Annotated in this window: 17 protein-coding genes; 7 read left to right on the forward strand and 10 right to left on the reverse strand. The window is 35.6% G+C overall.

Annotated features, from left to right (window positions below; all coding sequences use genetic code 11):
* Window positions 1-5: 5 nt before the first annotated feature.
* The 8 genes from HHX25_RS10625 to HHX25_RS10660 form a co-directional block, all read right to left on the reverse strand.
* The gene (locus HHX25_RS10625) at window positions 6-635 is read right to left on the reverse strand and encodes a bifunctional 4-hydroxy-2-oxoglutarate aldolase/2-dehydro-3-deoxy-phosphogluconate aldolase (protein WP_169672963.1); all 630 of its coding nucleotides are present in this window, start codon (window positions 633-635) and stop codon (window positions 6-8) included.
* A 5-nt stretch (window positions 636-640) separates the two neighbouring features.
* A complete protein-coding gene (locus tag HHX25_RS10630) occupies window positions 641-1,324 on the reverse strand; it encodes a creatininase family protein (RefSeq protein ID WP_169672965.1) in 684 nt (227 codons plus the stop codon).
* Window positions 1,321-2,298 (reverse strand): ROK family protein, encoded by a 978-nt coding sequence (locus HHX25_RS10635; protein ID WP_169672967.1) that lies wholly within the window; start codon window positions 2,296-2,298, stop codon window positions 1,321-1,323. Before HHX25_RS10635 ends, HHX25_RS10630 begins: the two co-directional genes overlap by 4 nt.
* A 13-nt stretch (window positions 2,299-2,311) precedes the next feature.
* Window positions 2,312-3,652, reverse strand: a complete 1,341-nt coding sequence (locus HHX25_RS10640) for an FAD-dependent oxidoreductase (protein ID WP_169672970.1) — start codon at window positions 3,650-3,652, stop codon at window positions 2,312-2,314.
* Window positions 3,653-3,664: 12 nt separating this feature from the next.
* Window positions 3,665-4,450: an SDR family NAD(P)-dependent oxidoreductase gene (locus HHX25_RS10645; RefSeq protein ID WP_169672972.1), complete on the reverse strand. Its 786-nt coding sequence runs from the start codon at window positions 4,448-4,450 to the stop codon at window positions 3,665-3,667.
* Window positions 4,451-4,452: 2 nt separating this feature from the next.
* Window positions 4,453-5,262, reverse strand: a complete 810-nt coding sequence (locus tag HHX25_RS10650; protein WP_169672974.1) for a sugar isomerase domain-containing protein — start codon at window positions 5,260-5,262, stop codon at window positions 4,453-4,455.
* A gap of 21 nt (window positions 5,263-5,283) precedes the next feature.
* Window positions 5,284-6,048 carry a GntR family transcriptional regulator gene (locus HHX25_RS10655; protein ID WP_169672976.1) on the reverse strand — a complete coding sequence of 255 codons (765 nt, stop codon included), beginning with the start codon at window positions 6,046-6,048 and terminating at the stop codon, window positions 5,284-5,286.
* Window positions 6,049-6,571: 523 nt separating this feature from the next.
* Complete coding sequence (locus tag HHX25_RS10660; protein ID WP_169672978.1) at window positions 6,572-7,963, reverse strand: sugar porter family MFS transporter; 1,392 nt, start codon at window positions 7,961-7,963, stop codon at window positions 6,572-6,574.
* 321 nt (window positions 7,964-8,284) lie between these two features.
* Between HHX25_RS10660 and HHX25_RS10665 the strand changes: the two genes are divergently transcribed.
* From HHX25_RS10665 to HHX25_RS10695, 7 genes are read left to right on the forward strand one after another with little or no spacing between them, the layout of a single operon-like run.
* Window positions 8,285-8,908, forward strand: coding sequence for a GntR family transcriptional regulator (locus tag HHX25_RS10665; RefSeq protein ID WP_169672980.1), 624 nt, complete (start codon window positions 8,285-8,287; stop codon window positions 8,906-8,908).
* Between the two features lie 12 nt (window positions 8,909-8,920).
* A complete protein-coding gene (locus tag HHX25_RS10670; protein ID WP_169672982.1) occupies window positions 8,921-9,967 on the forward strand; it encodes a tartrate dehydrogenase in 1,047 nt (348 codons plus the stop codon).
* Window positions 9,968-9,973: 6 nt separating this feature from the next.
* On the forward strand, window positions 9,974-10,612 hold the full coding sequence (locus HHX25_RS10675) for a cyclase family protein (protein WP_169672983.1): 639 nt from the start codon (window positions 9,974-9,976) through the stop codon (window positions 10,610-10,612).
* On the forward strand, window positions 10,609-12,009 hold the full coding sequence (locus HHX25_RS10680) for a four-carbon acid sugar kinase family protein (protein ID WP_169672985.1): 1,401 nt from the start codon (window positions 10,609-10,611) through the stop codon (window positions 12,007-12,009). Before HHX25_RS10675 ends, HHX25_RS10680 begins: the two co-directional genes overlap by 4 nt.
* 1 nt (window position 12,010) lies before the next feature.
* Window positions 12,011-13,276, forward strand: coding sequence for an MFS transporter (locus tag HHX25_RS10685; RefSeq protein WP_169672987.1), 1,266 nt, complete (start codon window positions 12,011-12,013; stop codon window positions 13,274-13,276).
* Window positions 13,266-14,291, forward strand: a complete 1,026-nt coding sequence (locus HHX25_RS10690) for a Gfo/Idh/MocA family protein (RefSeq protein ID WP_169672989.1) — start codon at window positions 13,266-13,268, stop codon at window positions 14,289-14,291. Before HHX25_RS10685 ends, HHX25_RS10690 begins: the two co-directional genes overlap by 11 nt.
* 60 nt (window positions 14,292-14,351) lie before the next feature.
* Window positions 14,352-17,228: a DUF5060 domain-containing protein gene (locus HHX25_RS10695; RefSeq protein ID WP_169672991.1), complete on the forward strand. Its 2,877-nt coding sequence runs from the start codon at window positions 14,352-14,354 to the stop codon at window positions 17,226-17,228.
* Between the two features lie 100 nt (window positions 17,229-17,328).
* Here the strand turns inward: HHX25_RS10695 and HHX25_RS10700 are convergent, their stop codons facing one another.
* Together HHX25_RS10700 and HHX25_RS10705 are read right to left on the reverse strand one after the other, a co-directional pair.
* Window positions 17,329-17,790: a DUF4259 domain-containing protein gene (locus HHX25_RS10700; protein ID WP_169672993.1), complete on the reverse strand. Its 462-nt coding sequence runs from the start codon at window positions 17,788-17,790 to the stop codon at window positions 17,329-17,331.
* 159 nt (window positions 17,791-17,949) lie between these two features.
* A complete protein-coding gene (locus HHX25_RS10705) occupies window positions 17,950-18,312 on the reverse strand; it encodes a VOC family protein (protein WP_169672995.1) in 363 nt (120 codons plus the stop codon).
* Between the last annotated feature and the right edge of the window lie 33 nt (window positions 18,313-18,345).

The following is an 18,345-nucleotide window of genomic DNA, read 5'->3' on the forward strand; positions in this document are numbered from 1 at the left end:
TTAAATTAATTGTTGTGTTGAACCCTAAGTAAGGCTTTAGTGATATTTTCTGTGATGGTACTGTAATCGTTGTCTGCAATTAGTTGTTTTGTGGCTAGCCAAGAGCCTCCAATAGCAATAACATTATCCATTGCTAAAAACGCACTCATATTATCAAGGGTTACGCCACCCATAGGTATAAAAGCAACCCCAGTATGTCCATAAGGGCCCGCTAATGCTTTTAACATTTTTGTGCCACCAACTAGAGAGGCTGGGAACAATTTTTGAATTTTGCAACCCATTTCCAATGCCAATTCTAATTCAGACGGAGTCATAACTCCTGGAATAAAAGGAAAATTAAGATCTATAGCTTGTTGTACCACTATTTTGTTGAAACCAGGTGAAAGCCCAAATGCAGCACCACTTGCCTTTGCTAGAATAACTTGTTCTGGTGTTATTAATGTACCTGCTCCAACATATAAGTTTGGAAATATCTTCGTGATTTTACTAATGCTTTGTGCGGCAGTTTCTGTTCGGAAAGGGACCTCCATAATATTCAGACCACCATTTACAACAGCTTGTGCTACTTTTATAGCTTTGTTTTCATCTTCAATCGTGATGGCGGGCATAATTTTTTGTTCAAAAAAATGTTCCATGAGTCTTAATTAAATGCTCTTTCTACCTTTTTGGTTAATTCTGCAACCGCTTTATCTCTTATTAACTTTCCGTTCTCTAGGTCAGTTTCAGACGGCTTTCCATTGATGCCTCCAGATGTTGGGTCTAATTCATAACGTGAGCGAATCTTATACCAAGGTTTTTCAACTTTAAAATCTTTGACCAATTCCATTTTTGAAGGTGTGCCTACAGCAATAGCTACTTCAGTTTCGCCCTTATCAGCATGATGAATTCCTGTAATGCCACAGTCACTCCACCAATTCCAGCAAATACCTTTAAAGTCTGGATGTTTTTCCCAAATCTTGAAGAAAGCCAATTCGCATGCCGTTTTATTGGCTCCATGTCCAGTAATAAATATGACTTTTTTGAAGCCTTGTTTACAAAACAAACTACAAATGTCCTGAATTGTAGCCATAAAAGTTTCTACTGTTAATCCCAAAGTTCCTGGGTATTCTCTCATTTCATCTGCAAAACCATAAGGAATACAGGGGGCTAAAATCGCTCCGGTATTTTCGACAACTTTTTTGCTAAAATATTCTGCTGTATCTATATCTACACTTACCGCCAAATGTGGGCCGTGTGCTTCTACTAAACCTACAGGAACGATTACAGGAATATTTCTGTCTAACGCATTTATTTCTGTAGAAGTTAATTTAATCCATTCTTTCATTGTTCATTAAGTTTAGCGTTTAACATAGCTGCGGCGCCATATACACCCGCATATTCTTGAATAATTGATATTTCTATAGGGATACCTTCATTTTTCGGAAATCTAAATACACGCTCGTTTACTTTTTTTTGTACGTCTTCTAAAAAGAGATCAGAGGCCAAAGAGGCACCTCCACTTAGTATGATCTTTTGAGGACCGTAAGCATGAGTTGCATTAACCAATAGCACGGCTAAGTGTTCCTTCCATATTTCTAATTCGCGTAGGCATAACGCATCTCCTTCTCTACAAGCATTAATAATTTCTTTAAATCCTATCTTAAAAGGATTTTCAAAATAAAGTTCTGAAAGAGCAGAGGGGATACCTCTTTGAATGGCTGTTTTTACTTGGTTTACTAAGGCCGTGGCAGAACATAATGTTTCTGCGGTACCATAATTTCCTGTGAGGCAGTAGTTTTTGTTTGAGTGGTCAATAACTAAATGGCCAATTTGAATTCCAAAATTAAAATGAGGGTCTACAAGAATATTTCCATTAATAATAACACCAGAGCCGACACCTGTTCCTAATGTTATTACGACTGCCCAATCTACATCTTTTGCATTTCCATAATATTTTGCAGCATAGGCGGCTAGACGACCATCGTTTTCGGCATACACGGGAAGCTTAAATTCTTCTCTAAGCAAGGGAACTATAGGAAAACTTTCTAAACCTTTAAATTTACCTGGCAATAATACGACACCTAAATTAGAATCAACAGGCCCTGTTAATCCTAAGCCTATTCCCAAACAATGGCCTTCTCCAAGAGAATTAGGTAAACGCTTTTTTATAAGGGTTTTTATGGTTTCTAATAACGCATCGGTACCCAGATGTGCTTGAGAACTTACTTCTTCGGCGTGGGATAAATTTCCGTTAGTATCAATAATACCTGCTTTTATTCGGGTGCCTCCAACATCGCATGCTATGATATAATCGTTCATAATATGTGGGTTTTTAGTTGCTGTAAGGAGCTTCTATTATGGCTCCTTGATTTTTTAATGTGCTTCTCAAAACATTGGTGTCTATATCAATAGGAGCACAATTATTCTCAATTGACATGGTGGCTGCTACCCCTGCTGCTTCGCCCATGACCATACATTGCGCCATGGACCTTACACTGCTATGAGCCACATGGTTTGCCGAGAAACAACGGCCAGCAACCAAGAGATTACTGCTTTCTTGCGGAACTAAAGTTCTATAAGGGATTCCAACAACCTCGCTATTAGGAATATATTGCCATTTTACACCTTCACCATCATGATGATCCTCCATGGGAGCTCCACACAATCCAATTTGGTCTTCAAATTGTTTAGCTCCTAATACGTCATCTGCAGTCATTCTATAGTATCCTTCAATTCTACGTGTTTCACGAACACCAATTTGCACTCCAAATGTTGATAGTTCAGATTTTTCATAACCTGGAACATATTCTTTTAAAAAACGAATGTATTCAATGGCTTGTAACCGTCCTTTCATTTCGGCCTCACTCCACAGTTTCGGGTCTGTTGCATTAATAACATGTCCCAATGAATCTTTTTCAAAAGACGTTAAACGGGTCATGATAGTTGCCGTCATATGGTTTACAGGTGTAATATGATCGCTCCCTTCTTTACGTGGTAATTTAAATTTTCCTGTAGCGGCGGCTTTTTCCATTAAAGCATTAATTTCTGGTTTTGATATGGTTTTACGTCTTGCCATATCAACATTTACCATCTTAAATGTAGTGGTTAGTGTTTGTGCAGGATCTACTAGACCTGCTAATTCATAAGGAATCCCAGCTTGGTGACATATATCTGCATCTCCAGTAGCGTCGATTACCTGTTTGCATGTAATGTATTGTAGACCACTTTTAGTAGCTACTACCAATCCCTTAATTGTGGTACCTTCTGTGACAGTATCCTGAACCCAGGCGTTTAATAAAATATCACAACCAGCTTGCCTTGCTAATTGCTCCCAAACTACTTTCAAGTATTCTGGATGATAAGTAACACCTGTACCTGCCCCGAAGGAATTTGGGCGTTCTAAATAAGCTTTATAAGCTCCTAACCCTTTTACGACATCATCTGCAATCCCTCCAACTACTTTTGTAGATCTTTCGCCTGGCGTGTAATACCCGTAAAATGTATCTAATACTGCGGTACTCGTACCTCCTAAAAAACCTAAACGTTCTAAAAGAAGTACTTTAGCTCCTTTTCTGGCAGCAGCAATAGCAGCTGGAGATCCAGCAGAACCAGATCCAACCACAATAATATCATAACTCTTCGCAACTTGTAACTCTTTACTATATGTATGCATTTTTTTAATTATTTAACTTGAAATACTCCATCCTGCATCTACTTTTAAGACCTCGCCTGTAATGGATTTACTTTTGTTACTTAATAGAAAAACGGAAGCTTCTGCAACGTCGGTAGCATCCATGACTCCCTCAATCAGGGGTTGTTTTGTTTTCATAAAATTTACGATCTCATCATTCTTTGATGCTCTTGCACTCATTCGGGTTAATGCTAGGCCAGGTGCGATAACATTTACCCGAATTTTATCTACTGCATATTTTGATGCCATTGATGTACTCATACTTATAATGGCTCCTTTAGCTGCAGCATATCCAATAGTGCTAAAGAACTTAGGCTCTGGTGAGATACCGAGGATACTTGACATATTTAAGATGGAACCGCGTAACCCATTTTCGTCACACTTCTGAGTTAGCATTTGCTTTACAACCTCTCTGCACATACGATATTGTGTCGTTACATTAGTTGTCATTGTTAGTTCCCAACCTTCTTCTGTGCACTCATGAATGGGGCCATCTCCAAATCGCCGCCCACTAATACCTGCCACATTGTATAAGCCGTCAATACGTCCGTATTTTTCAATACAAGTATGCACTAATTTAGGTGCGGTAGCCGGATCTACGAGATCACCAACAATATAATCGGCATATAGGCCTGCCTTTTGTAAGCTTTCTTGAAGATCTTTACAGCGGTTTGCTTCCCTGCCTATAAAAAAGACTTTGGCTTCCTGCATTAAAACCATTTTTATGGTTTCGGCAGCAATTCCTGAAGATCCAGTTATAATAAAAACTTTATCTTTCATATTTATTCCGTTATTGGTATCACCCTGTTTGGGTTATAAGTTCCCAGTGCATAACGTTTTCTTTGGTCGTCTAACCATTCATCGTAATTGTCTGTTGTATCTGCAATATGCATATTGCGCAAAACGTGGTGTTTAATGCCTCTATGGTCTAATTCTCTAACAGTTAGCTCGTTTAAACATTGTGCCACAGAAATGGCTCCAACTGTTGATAGTGGACACACATGATAAGTATCCGTTTTACCTTCTATTTTTACAGATAAATCACCGTAAGGCATAGAATTATCAATAAAATAGCCATTAGGATTCTCTTCTATAATATGAATTAGATTTTTGCCGCAACTATGCTTTACAGCTGCACCTGCAGACTGTACTTTGGAAGCAATTCCAACAATTTTCAAGCCTGGATACTGTTTGCTAAATTCTAATGCCATATCTACTGCGGCAGCAGTGGTGCCTGTAGCTGTAACTACTACTAAAACATCTTTGGGCCCAAATTGTACTTCTTTTAATAATATTTTGCCAATACCTTCTACTTTTTCGTAGAATTGATCAACGCGAATACCATTTGGTCCCGTGACATCATTAAAAGTAATGATCGCATCTGTTAAAATGGGATTGAATCCTGTTAGTGCTCCCATTCTAATTACAGTTTCTTCTACAGATTGTCTTGAATGGCCATTAGCATAAACATGTACCATGCCTCCAGATGCAATAGCATCGGCATAAATACGTGCGACTTCTTTTAACTCGTTTTCTTGAGCTCTTAAGCCTTCTTTAATTTTGTCCAGTTGGTCTGGGAACTCTAAATTCATAGGTTTTGAATAATAATTTGCTTAATATTTACTTTCTGTTTTTAACAGGTCATTTAAGGTTTTTGAATCCACCGTTTTATTTATTTGTTTGGATCGATATACATAAGAATCTGCAGCAGCAATAATGGAAGAAAATTCAAAAGGAGTTTTGTTTGCCAGAAAAGATAAACGTTCAATCACTAAAACAATAGGTGTTTTTAATTGAAGTGTCTTTTTTTCATAAATGGTAGCTTCCCTTGCATATACTTGTTCTTCTGCTAATATGCCTATTAAATTGTATTGATCTTTTAAGTAGGTGTAAAGAGACTCTCCAATACTGGTGTCTTTGTTTAAGCCTGGTGCCAAACGAGCAGCTATATGGTTTGTCATTAAACAAATAGGTTTGTTTTCAATTAGTCTTAAACGTTCTACAGTTACTGCTTTTTCACGAGCTTTTAGTTCTAGAGAATTGGCAATGGTTGCTATAGGGGCTTTTTGCTTTATTTTGACCCATTTAGTACTTGGTACACTACCTTGACTGGTAATAGAATCAGTCCAACTTGATACGCCAATATGATTGTCTATAATCTGTGGTCGTCTAATAATAGTACCTTTTCCGGGCTTGGATTCTAAATATCCATCAGTTTCTAATTCTTTAATAGCTCTTTTTACGGTAATCAAACTGGTTTCTGTTGCTGTTGCTATTTCAGATTGCGTAGGTAGTAAGTCGCCTGGTTGATAATCTTTTTTGATTTTATCTAACAGATAAGTGTAAACCTTGTGATATAGAGGTGTTTTAACTTCCAAAGTTTTATTATTTTGATTAAATAATGTTTAAAGCTTATAATAAAATAACTTGCACAAATATTATAATAATATATTATTTATGCAAATATAAAATATACTTAATGGATAAGTAGGTTGTTTGGGCATGTGAATAAACCCTAAGGCAAGTATTTGTTTTGCATGGGAATTCAATCACTCTGATAGGTGAAAAACCTAATTTAGAGTTTGAAAAACTTAGACCTTGTACACATAGCTGTAATAAAGAATTTCTTGAAACCAACATCCTCAGGGCAAGCCACAGGGGGATTTTGTTGGTTTGATTTTGACCTAAGGGGCAAAAATCGAAATTCTGTTATTTAGATTCCCATTTTATTCATTGTCTTGTATTTTTGTAATAATGAATTCATGAATCTTACGATTTCATGGGAATGACAATTTCAACGGAAACCTCAATGCAGAGCATCGGGGAATTCTTTTCGATTAAATTTAAAGTCTGGCTTGAAACTTCAAAGAAACTAAATTCTATGAGCCTGTTATTATAAGGTTAGAAAATTTCCTCAATCTCTTCTAGGGTTTTATTTTTAGTCTCTGGTATTTTGTATTTTACGAACAAGAAGCATAATATGCAAATAACACCATAAGACCAAAATGTACCATAAGCTCCTAATGCACTGTTTAAAATAGGAAAGCTATAGGTTAGAAGAAAACAAGCTATCCATAAGGCTGTTACAGTCAGAGACATGGCGGCTCCTCGAATTCTATTTGGAAATATTTCTGAAGCCAGTACCCAAAATACAGGAGCCAAAGTGAGTGCGTAGATGGCAATTGCGATGACGACAAGTACAACTAGAGCAAAGCCTTTGAGTCCGTAAAAATAAAACATGCCTATAAGCAAGTACGATAATCCTAGGCCTACGGAGCCAAATAGCCACAATTTTTTTCTACCCCAGCGATCTATTACCTGCATAGCAATAACGGTGAACACCAGATTTACGATACCCGTCAAGATAATATTAAATAAAGCGTCACTAACACCATATCCTGCGCTGGTAAAGACTTCTTCCGCATAGTTGAAAACGACATTGATACCGCACCATTGCTGTAAAAAAGCGAGAAGAATTCCTGTAATGATTAATTTTTTATTCTTGCCATTAAAAAGCTCTCCAATTTTAATAACCTTTTCACTGGCTTCTTTTAGAGTTTCTTTGATTTGCTCTTGAACTTCATCTGCATAAATTGCTCCTCCAATATTATTCAAAACTTTTAGGGATTCATCCCATCTTTTATTCTTGGAAAGCCATCTTGGGCTTTCAGGAATAATAAAAATCAATACGAAAAATAAAGTGGCAGGAATCAATTCTGCCCAAAACATCCATCTCCAACCTGTTTGGCCGTTCCAGGAATTCATAATTTCTAAATCTGTCATATTTTCAGGAACAGGATCTGCAATAACATAATTAAAAATTTGAGCAGCAAGTATGCCTATAACAATAGCTAATTGATTTAAAGAGACCAATTTTCCTCTATAAATGGATGGGGAAACTTCGGCGATGTACATTGGAGAAATTGTAGAAGCCAATCCTATACCTAAACCTCCTAAAATTCTAAATACAATAAATACATTGAAGTCATTAAAACCTCCAGTACCAGCGGCTGAAACAACAAATAATAAAGCGGCCAGGCCTAAGGGTTTCTTGCGTCCAAAACGTTCGGTTACTTTTCCTGCTATGGCTGCGCCAACAATACACCCAATTAATGCACTTCCCATGGCCCAACCCTGTAGGGTTGGAATATCTGTAATTTCAAAAAAGCGCTCGTAAAAAGGTTTGGCCCCTCCAATAACCACCCAATCGTAGCCGAAAAGAAGCCCGCCAAGTGCAGAAATCATAGAAATAGAAAGAATGTACTTGAAATTTAGTTGGTTAGATCTTGACATGTTTTAATAAAATTTTAGTGTTTGAAATTGATGTGAAACTTGGTTTCAAGCCTACTTGTTTTTATGGAAAATTAACAAAGCTATTGTATATATGTAAATTGGATGTCGTACTATTCGTTTTATTAGGTGGTGATAATGTTCAATATATCATAATTAAGGCTGGTTTAGATTAGGTTTATCCTAGTTATTAAATGCACTTTTAATTGAAACCATGCGGTAAGCTATTTGTATGGGCTCTATATAATTCAAAAATATAATTTGTTTTTTTTAGCTAAAGTTGTAATATTGTATTTTGTATACAAAATACAATATTACGGTTTTATGATAGAGCATACGAGTATTAGTGAACCCATTTACTTAAGACTAAAAGAGATGATCCTAAATGGGGAGCTTAAACCAGGAGAGAAAATAGTTCAGGAAAAAATTGCAGAACAGTTAGGTGTGAGCAGAACACCATTAATGAAAGCTTTATTGGCACTGGAACATGAATATTTGGTAGAGAGTATTCCCAGAAGGGGTATGTATATACGCTCGTGGGATAAACAAGAAATAATAGATATCTATATATGTAGGGAGGCTATTGAAGGCATGGCTGCACGTTTGCTAGCGCAATCAAAGGAGGAAAACATAATAAAACAACTTAAGGACTGTTTTAGCCCTTTTTTAAATAGTAATGATATTGACCTTAATGCTTATACGGAAGCAGATGAAACCTTTCATTCATTACTTATTAAACTTACAGGGAATGCCCCTTTAGATAAGATATATTTCTTTGGTAATATTCATGAAAAGGTCATTGGACATGGATTGGTACGGCCACCGGAGGAAACGTTGGACGAGCATTTTAAAATTATCAATGCTATAGAAGAAGGAGATGAAGATGCGGCAGAAAAATTTGCCAGAGAGCATATTAAAAAATCAAGAGAGTTATTATTCGATCAATAAAAATTTTAAAAAGTGAAAAATTACAAGATTGCAGTAGTACCAGGAGATGGTATAGGAAATGAAATAGTACCAGAAGGGTATAGAGTTTTAGAAGCGGTTGCCGAGAAACACGGTTTTAGCATTACTTCAGAAACATTTGATTGGGGAGCTGGTTATTATTTGAAAAATGGAAAGTTCTTACCTGATGAAGGTTTAGAGACACTAAAAAGCTATGATGCTGTTTACTTTGGATCGGTTGGGCTTCCAGAAGTTGATGATACACTTCCTGCTAAAGACTATACGTTTAAAGTACGAACAAACTTTAACCAGTATGTTAATTACAGGCCAGTAAGAACTTATCCTGGTGTACAACGTCCGTTGAGAACGGAAAAACACATCGATTTTGTAATTGTTAGAGAAAATACAGAAGGTGAGTTTGTTCAAGTAGGGAGCCAATACCTTCCAGACTCTGAAAATGGAATGGGTATAGACACCAGTATTTTTACAAGAAAAGGTATTGAGCGTGTTGCTCATTATGCATTTAAATTGGCTAGGAAAAGAAGAAATAAAGTGACTCATATTACAAAATCAAATACATTGATTAATAGCTTGTCTTACTGGGATCGTGTTATAACTGAAGTAGCAGCTCAATATCCAGATGTAGAACATGACCAGATGTATATAGATAATTCTACAGCAAGCTTTGTTTTAAAACCAGAGGTTTTTGATGTTGTTTTAACAACCAACCTTTTTGGAGATATTTTAAGTGATTTAGGCGGTGCCGTTATGGGAAGTTTAGGTCTTGGAGGTAGTGGTAATATTAACCCAGAAAAAGACTTTCCGTCTATGTTCGAGCCTATTCATGGATCTGCACCAGACATTGCTGGTCAAAACATAGCAAACCCTTATGGACAAATATGGTCTGCAGCTATTATGCTAGAGCATTTGGGAGAAATAGACGCTGCTAACAATATTATGGAAGCTATAGATAAAAGTACTTCAGAAGGTGTGCTTACTAAAGATTTGGGAGGTAGCGCAAGTACTTCTGATGTTGCCGATGCTGTAATAAAAAATCTATAAAATATAATGAGTGGGATAGTTGATCTTACATTAACATATACTAATGATGTTGCTGGGTTTTCAAAAGAAGCTAGTAAAGTACTCGATGTAGATGGATGGAATGCAAGCACCCTTACGTTTTATTCGCATTGTGGTACGCATATGGATGCCCCCATTCATTTTAATGTAAGCAATCAAACTATTGATGAAATTCCAGTATCAAACTTTGTTGGAAAGGCTTGGGTTATAGATGCACGGCATGTAGGCTCTAAAGGACTCATAAAACCAGAGCATATTCATCAAGATATTAAAGATAAGTTTGTAGCAGGGGATGGTCTTATTTTTTGGACGGGCTGGTCTAAATATGTGAACACTCCAAAGTATAGAGACGAGCTGCCTAGAATAAGTGAAGCTCTTGCTTTGTGGTGTATTGATAAAAAGGTAAAGATGATAGGTGTAGAGCCACCTTCTGTAGCCGATGTGAATAATTTAGATGAAGTCACCAAGATTCACCAAATATTGTTAAAAGGCGTTGTTATTATAGAAGGACTCACCAATATAGATGCCTTACAAACTAATTGTGTTGAATTGATTGCATTACCCTTAAAAATAGAGTCTGGTGATGGTGCGCCAGCAAGGGTTATAGCTATTGAGAAATATTTATGAGTATTTTATTATCAGACATATCAAAAGAATTGCCATTAGAAGACACTTCTAATTATAGATGTTTAAATAAAAAGCTTTTTAAAGATCTGGATAGAACCTGTGTAGTTATTGATGATGATCCAACAGGAAATCAAACGGTATACGATATACCGCTTTTAACAGGATGGGATTTAGAAACATTGGTGCATGAATTTAAAAATGAAACACCTGCTTTTTTCTTGCTGACAAATTCTAGAAGTTTATCGCAGGAAAAATCATCAGAGGTTTATCAGGAAATTTCAAAGAATATTTTAAGAGCATCAGAGCTTACAAATAGAGAATTTACTGTTATTAGTAGAAGCGATTCTACATTAAGAGGGCATTTTTCAGAAGTTAATGTTGTGAAAAATGCCTTAAATTATAATAACATAATTACTGTTTTTCTACCTGTTATGTTTGAAGGAAACCGTGTTACAGTTAATGATGTACATTATATAACCGATGGTGATTATTTGGTACCTGTTAACGAAACACCGTTTTCTCAAGATCATACTTTTGCATATTCTAAAGCAGATTTAAAAGAGTGGATTCAGGAAAAAACAAACGGAGAAATAAAGGCTTCAGATGTTTTTTCATTGTCAGTTGAAGCTATAAGAAATAAAAACAAGGAATGGCTTTGTGAGCAGATTATGTCTTTACATGCTGGTGCCTTTTGCGTTTTAAATGCACTAAATTATCATGATTTAGATAAGGGCGTACAGGCACTATTGTTAGCCGAAAAATTAGGTAAAAAAATAGTGTATCGTACCTCAAGCTCGTTTGTGCCTTCCTATATTGGGTTGGAACCTAAATCATTGTTAACTCCTGAGAAAATAATTGATTTAAATACCCAAACTGGAGGGGTGGTCATAGTAGGATCTTATGTGTCTAAATCTTCCCAACAACTTAATTATGCCTTGAAGCATTATAGTGAGAATGAGATTATTGAAGTTGATGTTGATACCATATTAAAAGAAGGGGCAGACGCATATTTAGCAGTCATTATTTCTAAAATAGATGAAAATATAGCAACCGGTAACGATGTTATTGTTTATACAAGCAGAAAATTAATAACAGGGGCAAGTGCCAATTCTAATATAAATATAGCATTAAGGGTGTCTAATGCGTTAGTTGACTTGGTCAAAGGTATGAGTGTGCGACCTAAATACCTATTGGCTAAAGGAGGTATCACATCTCATGATTTGGCTATAAAAGGTTTAGGAATGAAGCGCTCGAGAGTTCTGGGGCAAATTCAGCCAGGTATTCCTGTTTGGGAAATGGATGAAGAAACAAAATTCCCCAAATTACCATATATCGTATTTCCTGGTAATGTAGGTGATGAAAGATCACTTTTAACAATAATTCAAAAACTATCTTAATATGAGTCAAGCAATACCATCCAGAAGATATGGGTTCTTCGCAGGTTCCTTTTTAATTACATTATTATTATATATAGACCGTGTATGTATTTCATCGGCTAAAGACTCTATTAGTGGGGATTTAAACCTCACAGATATTGAAATGGGATGGGTTTTAAGTGCTTTTGCATTGGGTTATGCTTTGTTTCAAGTACCTGGTGGTGCATTAGGCGATAAATATGGTGTGCGTAAAGTTATGACTTCCATTATGGTTTTATGGTCTATTTTTACAGCGTTTACAGGAGTTGCCTGGAATTATATATCGATGCTTATATGTCGATTTATTTTTGGAGCAGGAGAAGCAGGAGCCTTTCCTAATATTTCACGAGCAGCATTTTCATGGGTGCCTTTAAAAGAACGTGGAATTTTTCAAGGAATCAATTTTTCAGGATCAAGATTGGGAGCAGCTTTTGCATTGCCTTTAGTTGCTTATTTGATTGATGCATGGGGATGGCGAGCCATTTTTTATTTTTTCGGAGCCATAGGAATTATATGTGCTATACTATTTTATTTTTTATTCAGAAATAAGCCAGAGGATCATAATGGTATATCAGATGCCGAGAAAGCATATATTGTAGAAAACCGACAACAAGAAGAGGATACGTCAAAAATTATTTTACCCCTAAGTCGTATTCTAGGGTCTAAAAATGTCATTTTGGCTATGGTTCAATATATAGGCAGCAATTTTATTTTCTTTTTCATGTTAACCTGGTTGTTTCCATATATCAAAACAAAGTACAACTTAAACCTAGTTACTACTGGGTTTTATGCTATGCTACCATTACTTGCGGGAGCTGTTGGTAATTGGGTGTCAGGTTATACAGTTGATGCCATTTATAAAAAAGGAAAATGGAAACTATCTAGGCGCGTACCAGCAATTACAGGTTTTTGTTTAGTCGTTGTGGGTATTCTTTCTAGTTTGTATATGGAGACAGCTTTAGGAGCGGTATTATGTTTATCGGTAGCTATTTTTGGAGCAGACATGACTTTGAGTCCTTCATGGGCATTCTGCATGGATGTAGGAAAAGAAAATTCTGGAAAAGTTTCTGGTATGATGAACATGGCTGGCAATTTAGGGTCCTTTTCAACGGCATTGGCATTTCCTTATTTAATGGCTTGGACAGGTTCTAACGAACCGTTCTTTTTTATTGCTGCTTTTTTGGGAGTCGTTGCTATAGTTTGTTGGTTGTTTATGGATCCCGCTAAAGAAATACAATATGAAGACTAAATTAAAAGGAGTTGCAATAGGCGCAGGTTATTTTAGTAAGTTTCAATATGAAGCTTGGACTCGCATTCCAGAAGTTGAAATAACAGCACTTTGCAATTCTGATAAAAAAAGAGCTATGGGCATTATGAGTGCTTATGGCGTAAAAAATCATTATTCCGATTATAAGGAAATGATTGTAAATGAAAAACCGGATTTTGTTGATATTATCACACCACCAGAGACACATTTGGAAATGTGCAAGTTTGCAGCAGATCATGGTGTACATATAATTTGCCAAAAACCGCTTGCTCCAACTTTGGAAGAATCTGAAGAAATAGTGAGTTATGCTTCAAAAAAAGGTGTGCATTTTGTAGTTCATGAAAATTTCAGATTTCAACCTTGGCATAGAGAAATAAAAAAGATTATTGACCAAGGAGAAGTTGGAGACTTATTTAGCTTGAATTTTAGATCCCGAATGGGAGATGGATGGGGTAATGACGCTTATTTGTCAAGACAACCTTACTTCAGGGATTATGAGAAATTAATTATTTATGAAACAGGGGTCCATTATATAGATACATTTCGCTACCATGTTGGTGAGATAGAAAGTGCCTATTCGATACTTAAAAGATTAAATCCTGTTATTAAAGGTGAAGATATGGCATTGATGATTCTAAACTTTAAAAATGGAGCACATGCCATTTGGGATGCCAATAGATATAATGAGAGTCATTTTAAAAATGCGAGATATACATTTGGTGAATATTTAATTGATGGATCTAAAGGTAGTATCAGGTTATATTCAGATGGGAGAATTACTATTCAAAAATTAGGAAAACAAGAAAGAGATCACTCGTATGTTCATAATGATATAGGTTTTGCAGGAGACTGCTGCTATATTTTTCAACGAGATTTCATAGATAGTTTTCTTTTTACAGGCGTATTTGAAACTAGTGGCGTCAATTATTTAAAAACACTAAAAGCACAGGAAGCAGTATACGAATCGGCTAAAATAAACAAACCGGTATTTGTATAAAATAATATAGATTTTAACAACTAACTATGCAATTAAGCATACATTAAATTCATTAATAAAATGAAAAGAATATTTGTTTTAATAGGTTTATCATTTTTATTTTTTAAACCTGTTTTTTCGCAAAATTCAAAGGTGTCAATTGAAGGCGAATTAAAGAAATGGCACAAAGTTACACTTAGTTTTACAGGAGAAGAATTAGCTGAGAATGGAGCTGAAAACCCGTTTTTAGATTATCGGTTAAATGTCACATTTAAGAATAATAATAAAACTTATGTAATACCAGGGTTTTATGCAGCAGACGGCAATGCAAGTGAGACAAGTGCAGATAACGGAAACGTATGGCAAGTGAGGTTTGTACCTGATGCTATTGGGGAATGGACTTACCAAGTGTCTTTTAGAAAAGGGAAAGCTATTGCGGTAAGTGACGACCCGAAGGAAGGGGAGGCTGTTCAGTTTGATGGACTGAATGGTAGCTTCTTAATCGAAAAATCAGATAAAACAGGTCGTGATTTCAGAGGAAAGGGACGTTTAAGTTATACAGATACAGGATATCTTCAATTTCAGGAAACCAAAGATTACTTTCTTAAAGGTGGAGCAGATAGCCCTGAAAGTTTTTTAGGTTATTATGAATTCGACCAAACGCCTCCTTCCCATAAATATGAGCCTCATGCGAAAGACTGGAAAGTTGGTGATCCAACCTGGAAAAACGGGAAAGGAAAAAATATTATCGGAGCCTTGAATTATTTGAGTTCAGAAGATATGAATGCGGTTTACTTTCTTACTATGAATGTGCAGGGAGATGGCAAGGATGTTTGGCCTTGGAATGACATTAATGAGCGTTATAGGTTTGATTGTAGTAAACTGGACCAATGGGAGATTGTTTTCGATCATATGGATGCGTTAGGCTTGATGCTTCATATTGTAACCCAGGAAACAGAAAATGAATTGTTATTAGATATAGGACAATTAAAAGTACAACGCAAACTGTACTATAGAGAACTTATTGCGCGTTTTTCTCATCACTTGGGAATAACCTGGAATTTAGGGGAAGAAAACGGGCCTTTACATTGGACCCCTAAGGGACAAGATGATAAAGATAGAAAGGCCATGGCAAAATATATAAAAACCCATGACCCTTATAAAAACTTAGTGGTTTTGCATACACATGCAGGAAGCAAGTCACAAGAAGTATTTCTTGACCCTTTGTTAGGTTATGAATACTTAGATGGGCCTTCTATGCAAACAAGCAAACCAAAAAATGTACATGACAGAATAGTTAGGTTTGTAGATGTTTCTAAAAAAGCAGGTAAGCGATGGGTTGTTTGTCAAGATGAAATAGGGCCAGCAGATACTGGAGCAAAACCTGATGCAGACGATCCAGAACATAACGAAATAAGAGCGCAGGTTTTATGGGGTAATTTAATGGCTGGAGGCGCAGGTGTTGAATGGTATTTTGGATATAGATTTGCACATAACGATTTAAAATGTGAAGACTGGCGTTCCAGAGACCTGTTATGGGATCAAACGAAACATGCTTTAGACTTTTTTCAAAAACATGTACCATTTACAAAGATGCAATCGGCTGATGGTTTAACGGACAACCCTGATGATTATGTGTTTGCAGAAAACGGTAGTACTTATGTGGTTTATTTACCAAAAGTTACCGAAACGAAAATCAATTTATACGGTTTCAATTCTAAGTTTACTATAAAGTGGTACAACCCCCGAACTGGAGGAAATTTACAAAGAGGTAGTGTGAAAACTATAAAAGGAGGACGAACTGCTTCTATAGGATTGCCTCCAAATAATGATAAGGATTGGGTGGCTCTAATTACAACTACAAAAAAAATAGCAACTACTAAAAAATATGATGATAATGACATTATAACTTTAAAAGCCTTGTCTGACTTTGAGATTAATAAAGCAGGTGAAGCTGTTTATTATGTAGATCAAGGTAATGGCGCATTATCAATAGATGCATCAAATAAGGTCCAACGAAATAAGTTTGCAAGTGCAGCACTAGTTTTTAAAGGAGAAACAGGACTGTATAGAGCAACATTGACCACAACAGCAGAAAATGACGGAGAGTCTGTTTATAAGGTAAAAGTAAATGGAAAAGAAGTAAGCACATTGGTGAACCCTTCAACAAAATCTTCTTTTTTAACGGTAAAACATGATTTGGATTTATATCTTCACAAAAATGATATTGTTGAGGTACTATCTAAGGCAGTAACCAATGGGAAAATCCCTGAAAATAATGAAACGGCATGGTCTAGAGGTAGATGGAGCTCTTTAACTCTAACACCAGATGCTTTTTTAGAAGTAACTAAAGCACTTCAAGACATTGCGCCGTTTGTAGAAAAACATGGTATCTTAGAAGTAGAAGCAGAAAGCTTCCATAATAAAACTAATAATGGAACAAAAAGAGATTGGTATGTTCGATCTAACAGTGATGACATTCCTTTTTCGGGAGATACTATAGAGAATCACTCTGCCACAGCTAGTAAAGGTGCTTATATTGAAGCATTACCAGATACTAGAGTAACTCATGATGATAAATTAATAGCAGGAGAAAATTTCTTTCCAGTTGCAGGTACTGGAGGTATTGTATCCTATAAAGTTAAAATTAATAACCCTGGAACCTATTATGTTTGGGCATTGGCATATTCCACTGGAACCGAAGATAATGGTTTACATGTAGGTGTTAATGGTGAATGGCCAGAAAGTGGTGCGCGTATACAATGGTGCGAAGGAAAACACAGATGGACCTGGTCTTCAGCACAGCGTGTTCCAGAAAACCATTGTGGCATTCCACAAAAAATAACGCTTAATTTTAAAAAAGCTGGTGAATATGTCGTTTCTTTCTCAATGCGTGAAGACGGATTTGAATTTGATAAATGGATCTTAGCAAAAGATAAAAACTTTATACCAGAATAGTTAGAATATTCTGTTTACTTGTGTTAATGGAAAAGGCAGTATTCTTTAATAGAATACTGCCTCTTTTTTATAAACGGGTTAGTAATTATTTTACTGTGTGTTACATTATATTTTGTTTTAAACCAGTTATCAACCCATTCAAATGTTCTTGCCATTTATCGTAAGAATCCGATTCCTTCCACAATTCTACAAATTCTCTTTCTCCATCCTCATCAGGCTTTTCATTTTTAATGTCTGTTAAATATTGAAGGGTAAATTCAATCGATTCTTTATCTGATTTAAATTGTGTTTTCTTTCGTAAAGAAACCCTCTCGTCTTCATTGTCATAATCCAGTTCTCCTTTTTCTTTAAACATTAGAAATAGCTCTGCTAATGATATTGCAGTGTTATCATATAAATAATCAATATTATTTCTATCATCACTCAAAAAGTCTGCTTTTATCAATATAGTAATTATTTCACTTAACGATAGCTCTAACTTTTCAGCATAAAACTCTTCCAAAAAGCCTATAAAATCTAATCCGTTATCACTCTCAAGAGCTTTAATACCCCAATTGCCCATAATCGATGGATTTTTATTTAAATAATAGTTATTGTTTCAACATAAAGTTAGTATATGTCTTGAACATATACCTCCCTATATTCAGTGAAAAATTTACTGACAATTGTATTAATAGTGGTTCAGATTTTTCTGTAACTGGTAATTGTAGAAAAGCTACGTTTAAATAGCTTCGACTATAAAAATAGCATTATTGTTTAAATCATAAAAACCAAATTCATTTGTTTTCCAATCTGTATTTAATTGTAATTTTTCAGGCTTTACAGTACCTCTTTTTACAAATTCCTTAAAAATGGATTCTATATTCTTCACAAATATTTTAATAACAGAACCTCCAAGTAATGGATCATCGATAGTATCTGCATGCCATTGTAAATGAATGAAAAGATTTTTTCTTCTCAGCACAGCATACATTTTATCTTTGTGTACAAGTTGAAATCCAACAAATTTTTCATACCATTCAACATCACGATCAATATTTTGACTAGGCATTACGGGTGAAATTTCTAATAATTCGGTTTCCATATTCAGTTATATTTAGCATGTCAATAATATTTA

This window comes from Flavivirga algicola (assembly GCF_012910715.1).
Classification (GTDB): domain Bacteria; phylum Bacteroidota; class Bacteroidia; order Flavobacteriales; family Flavobacteriaceae; genus Flavivirga; species Flavivirga algicola.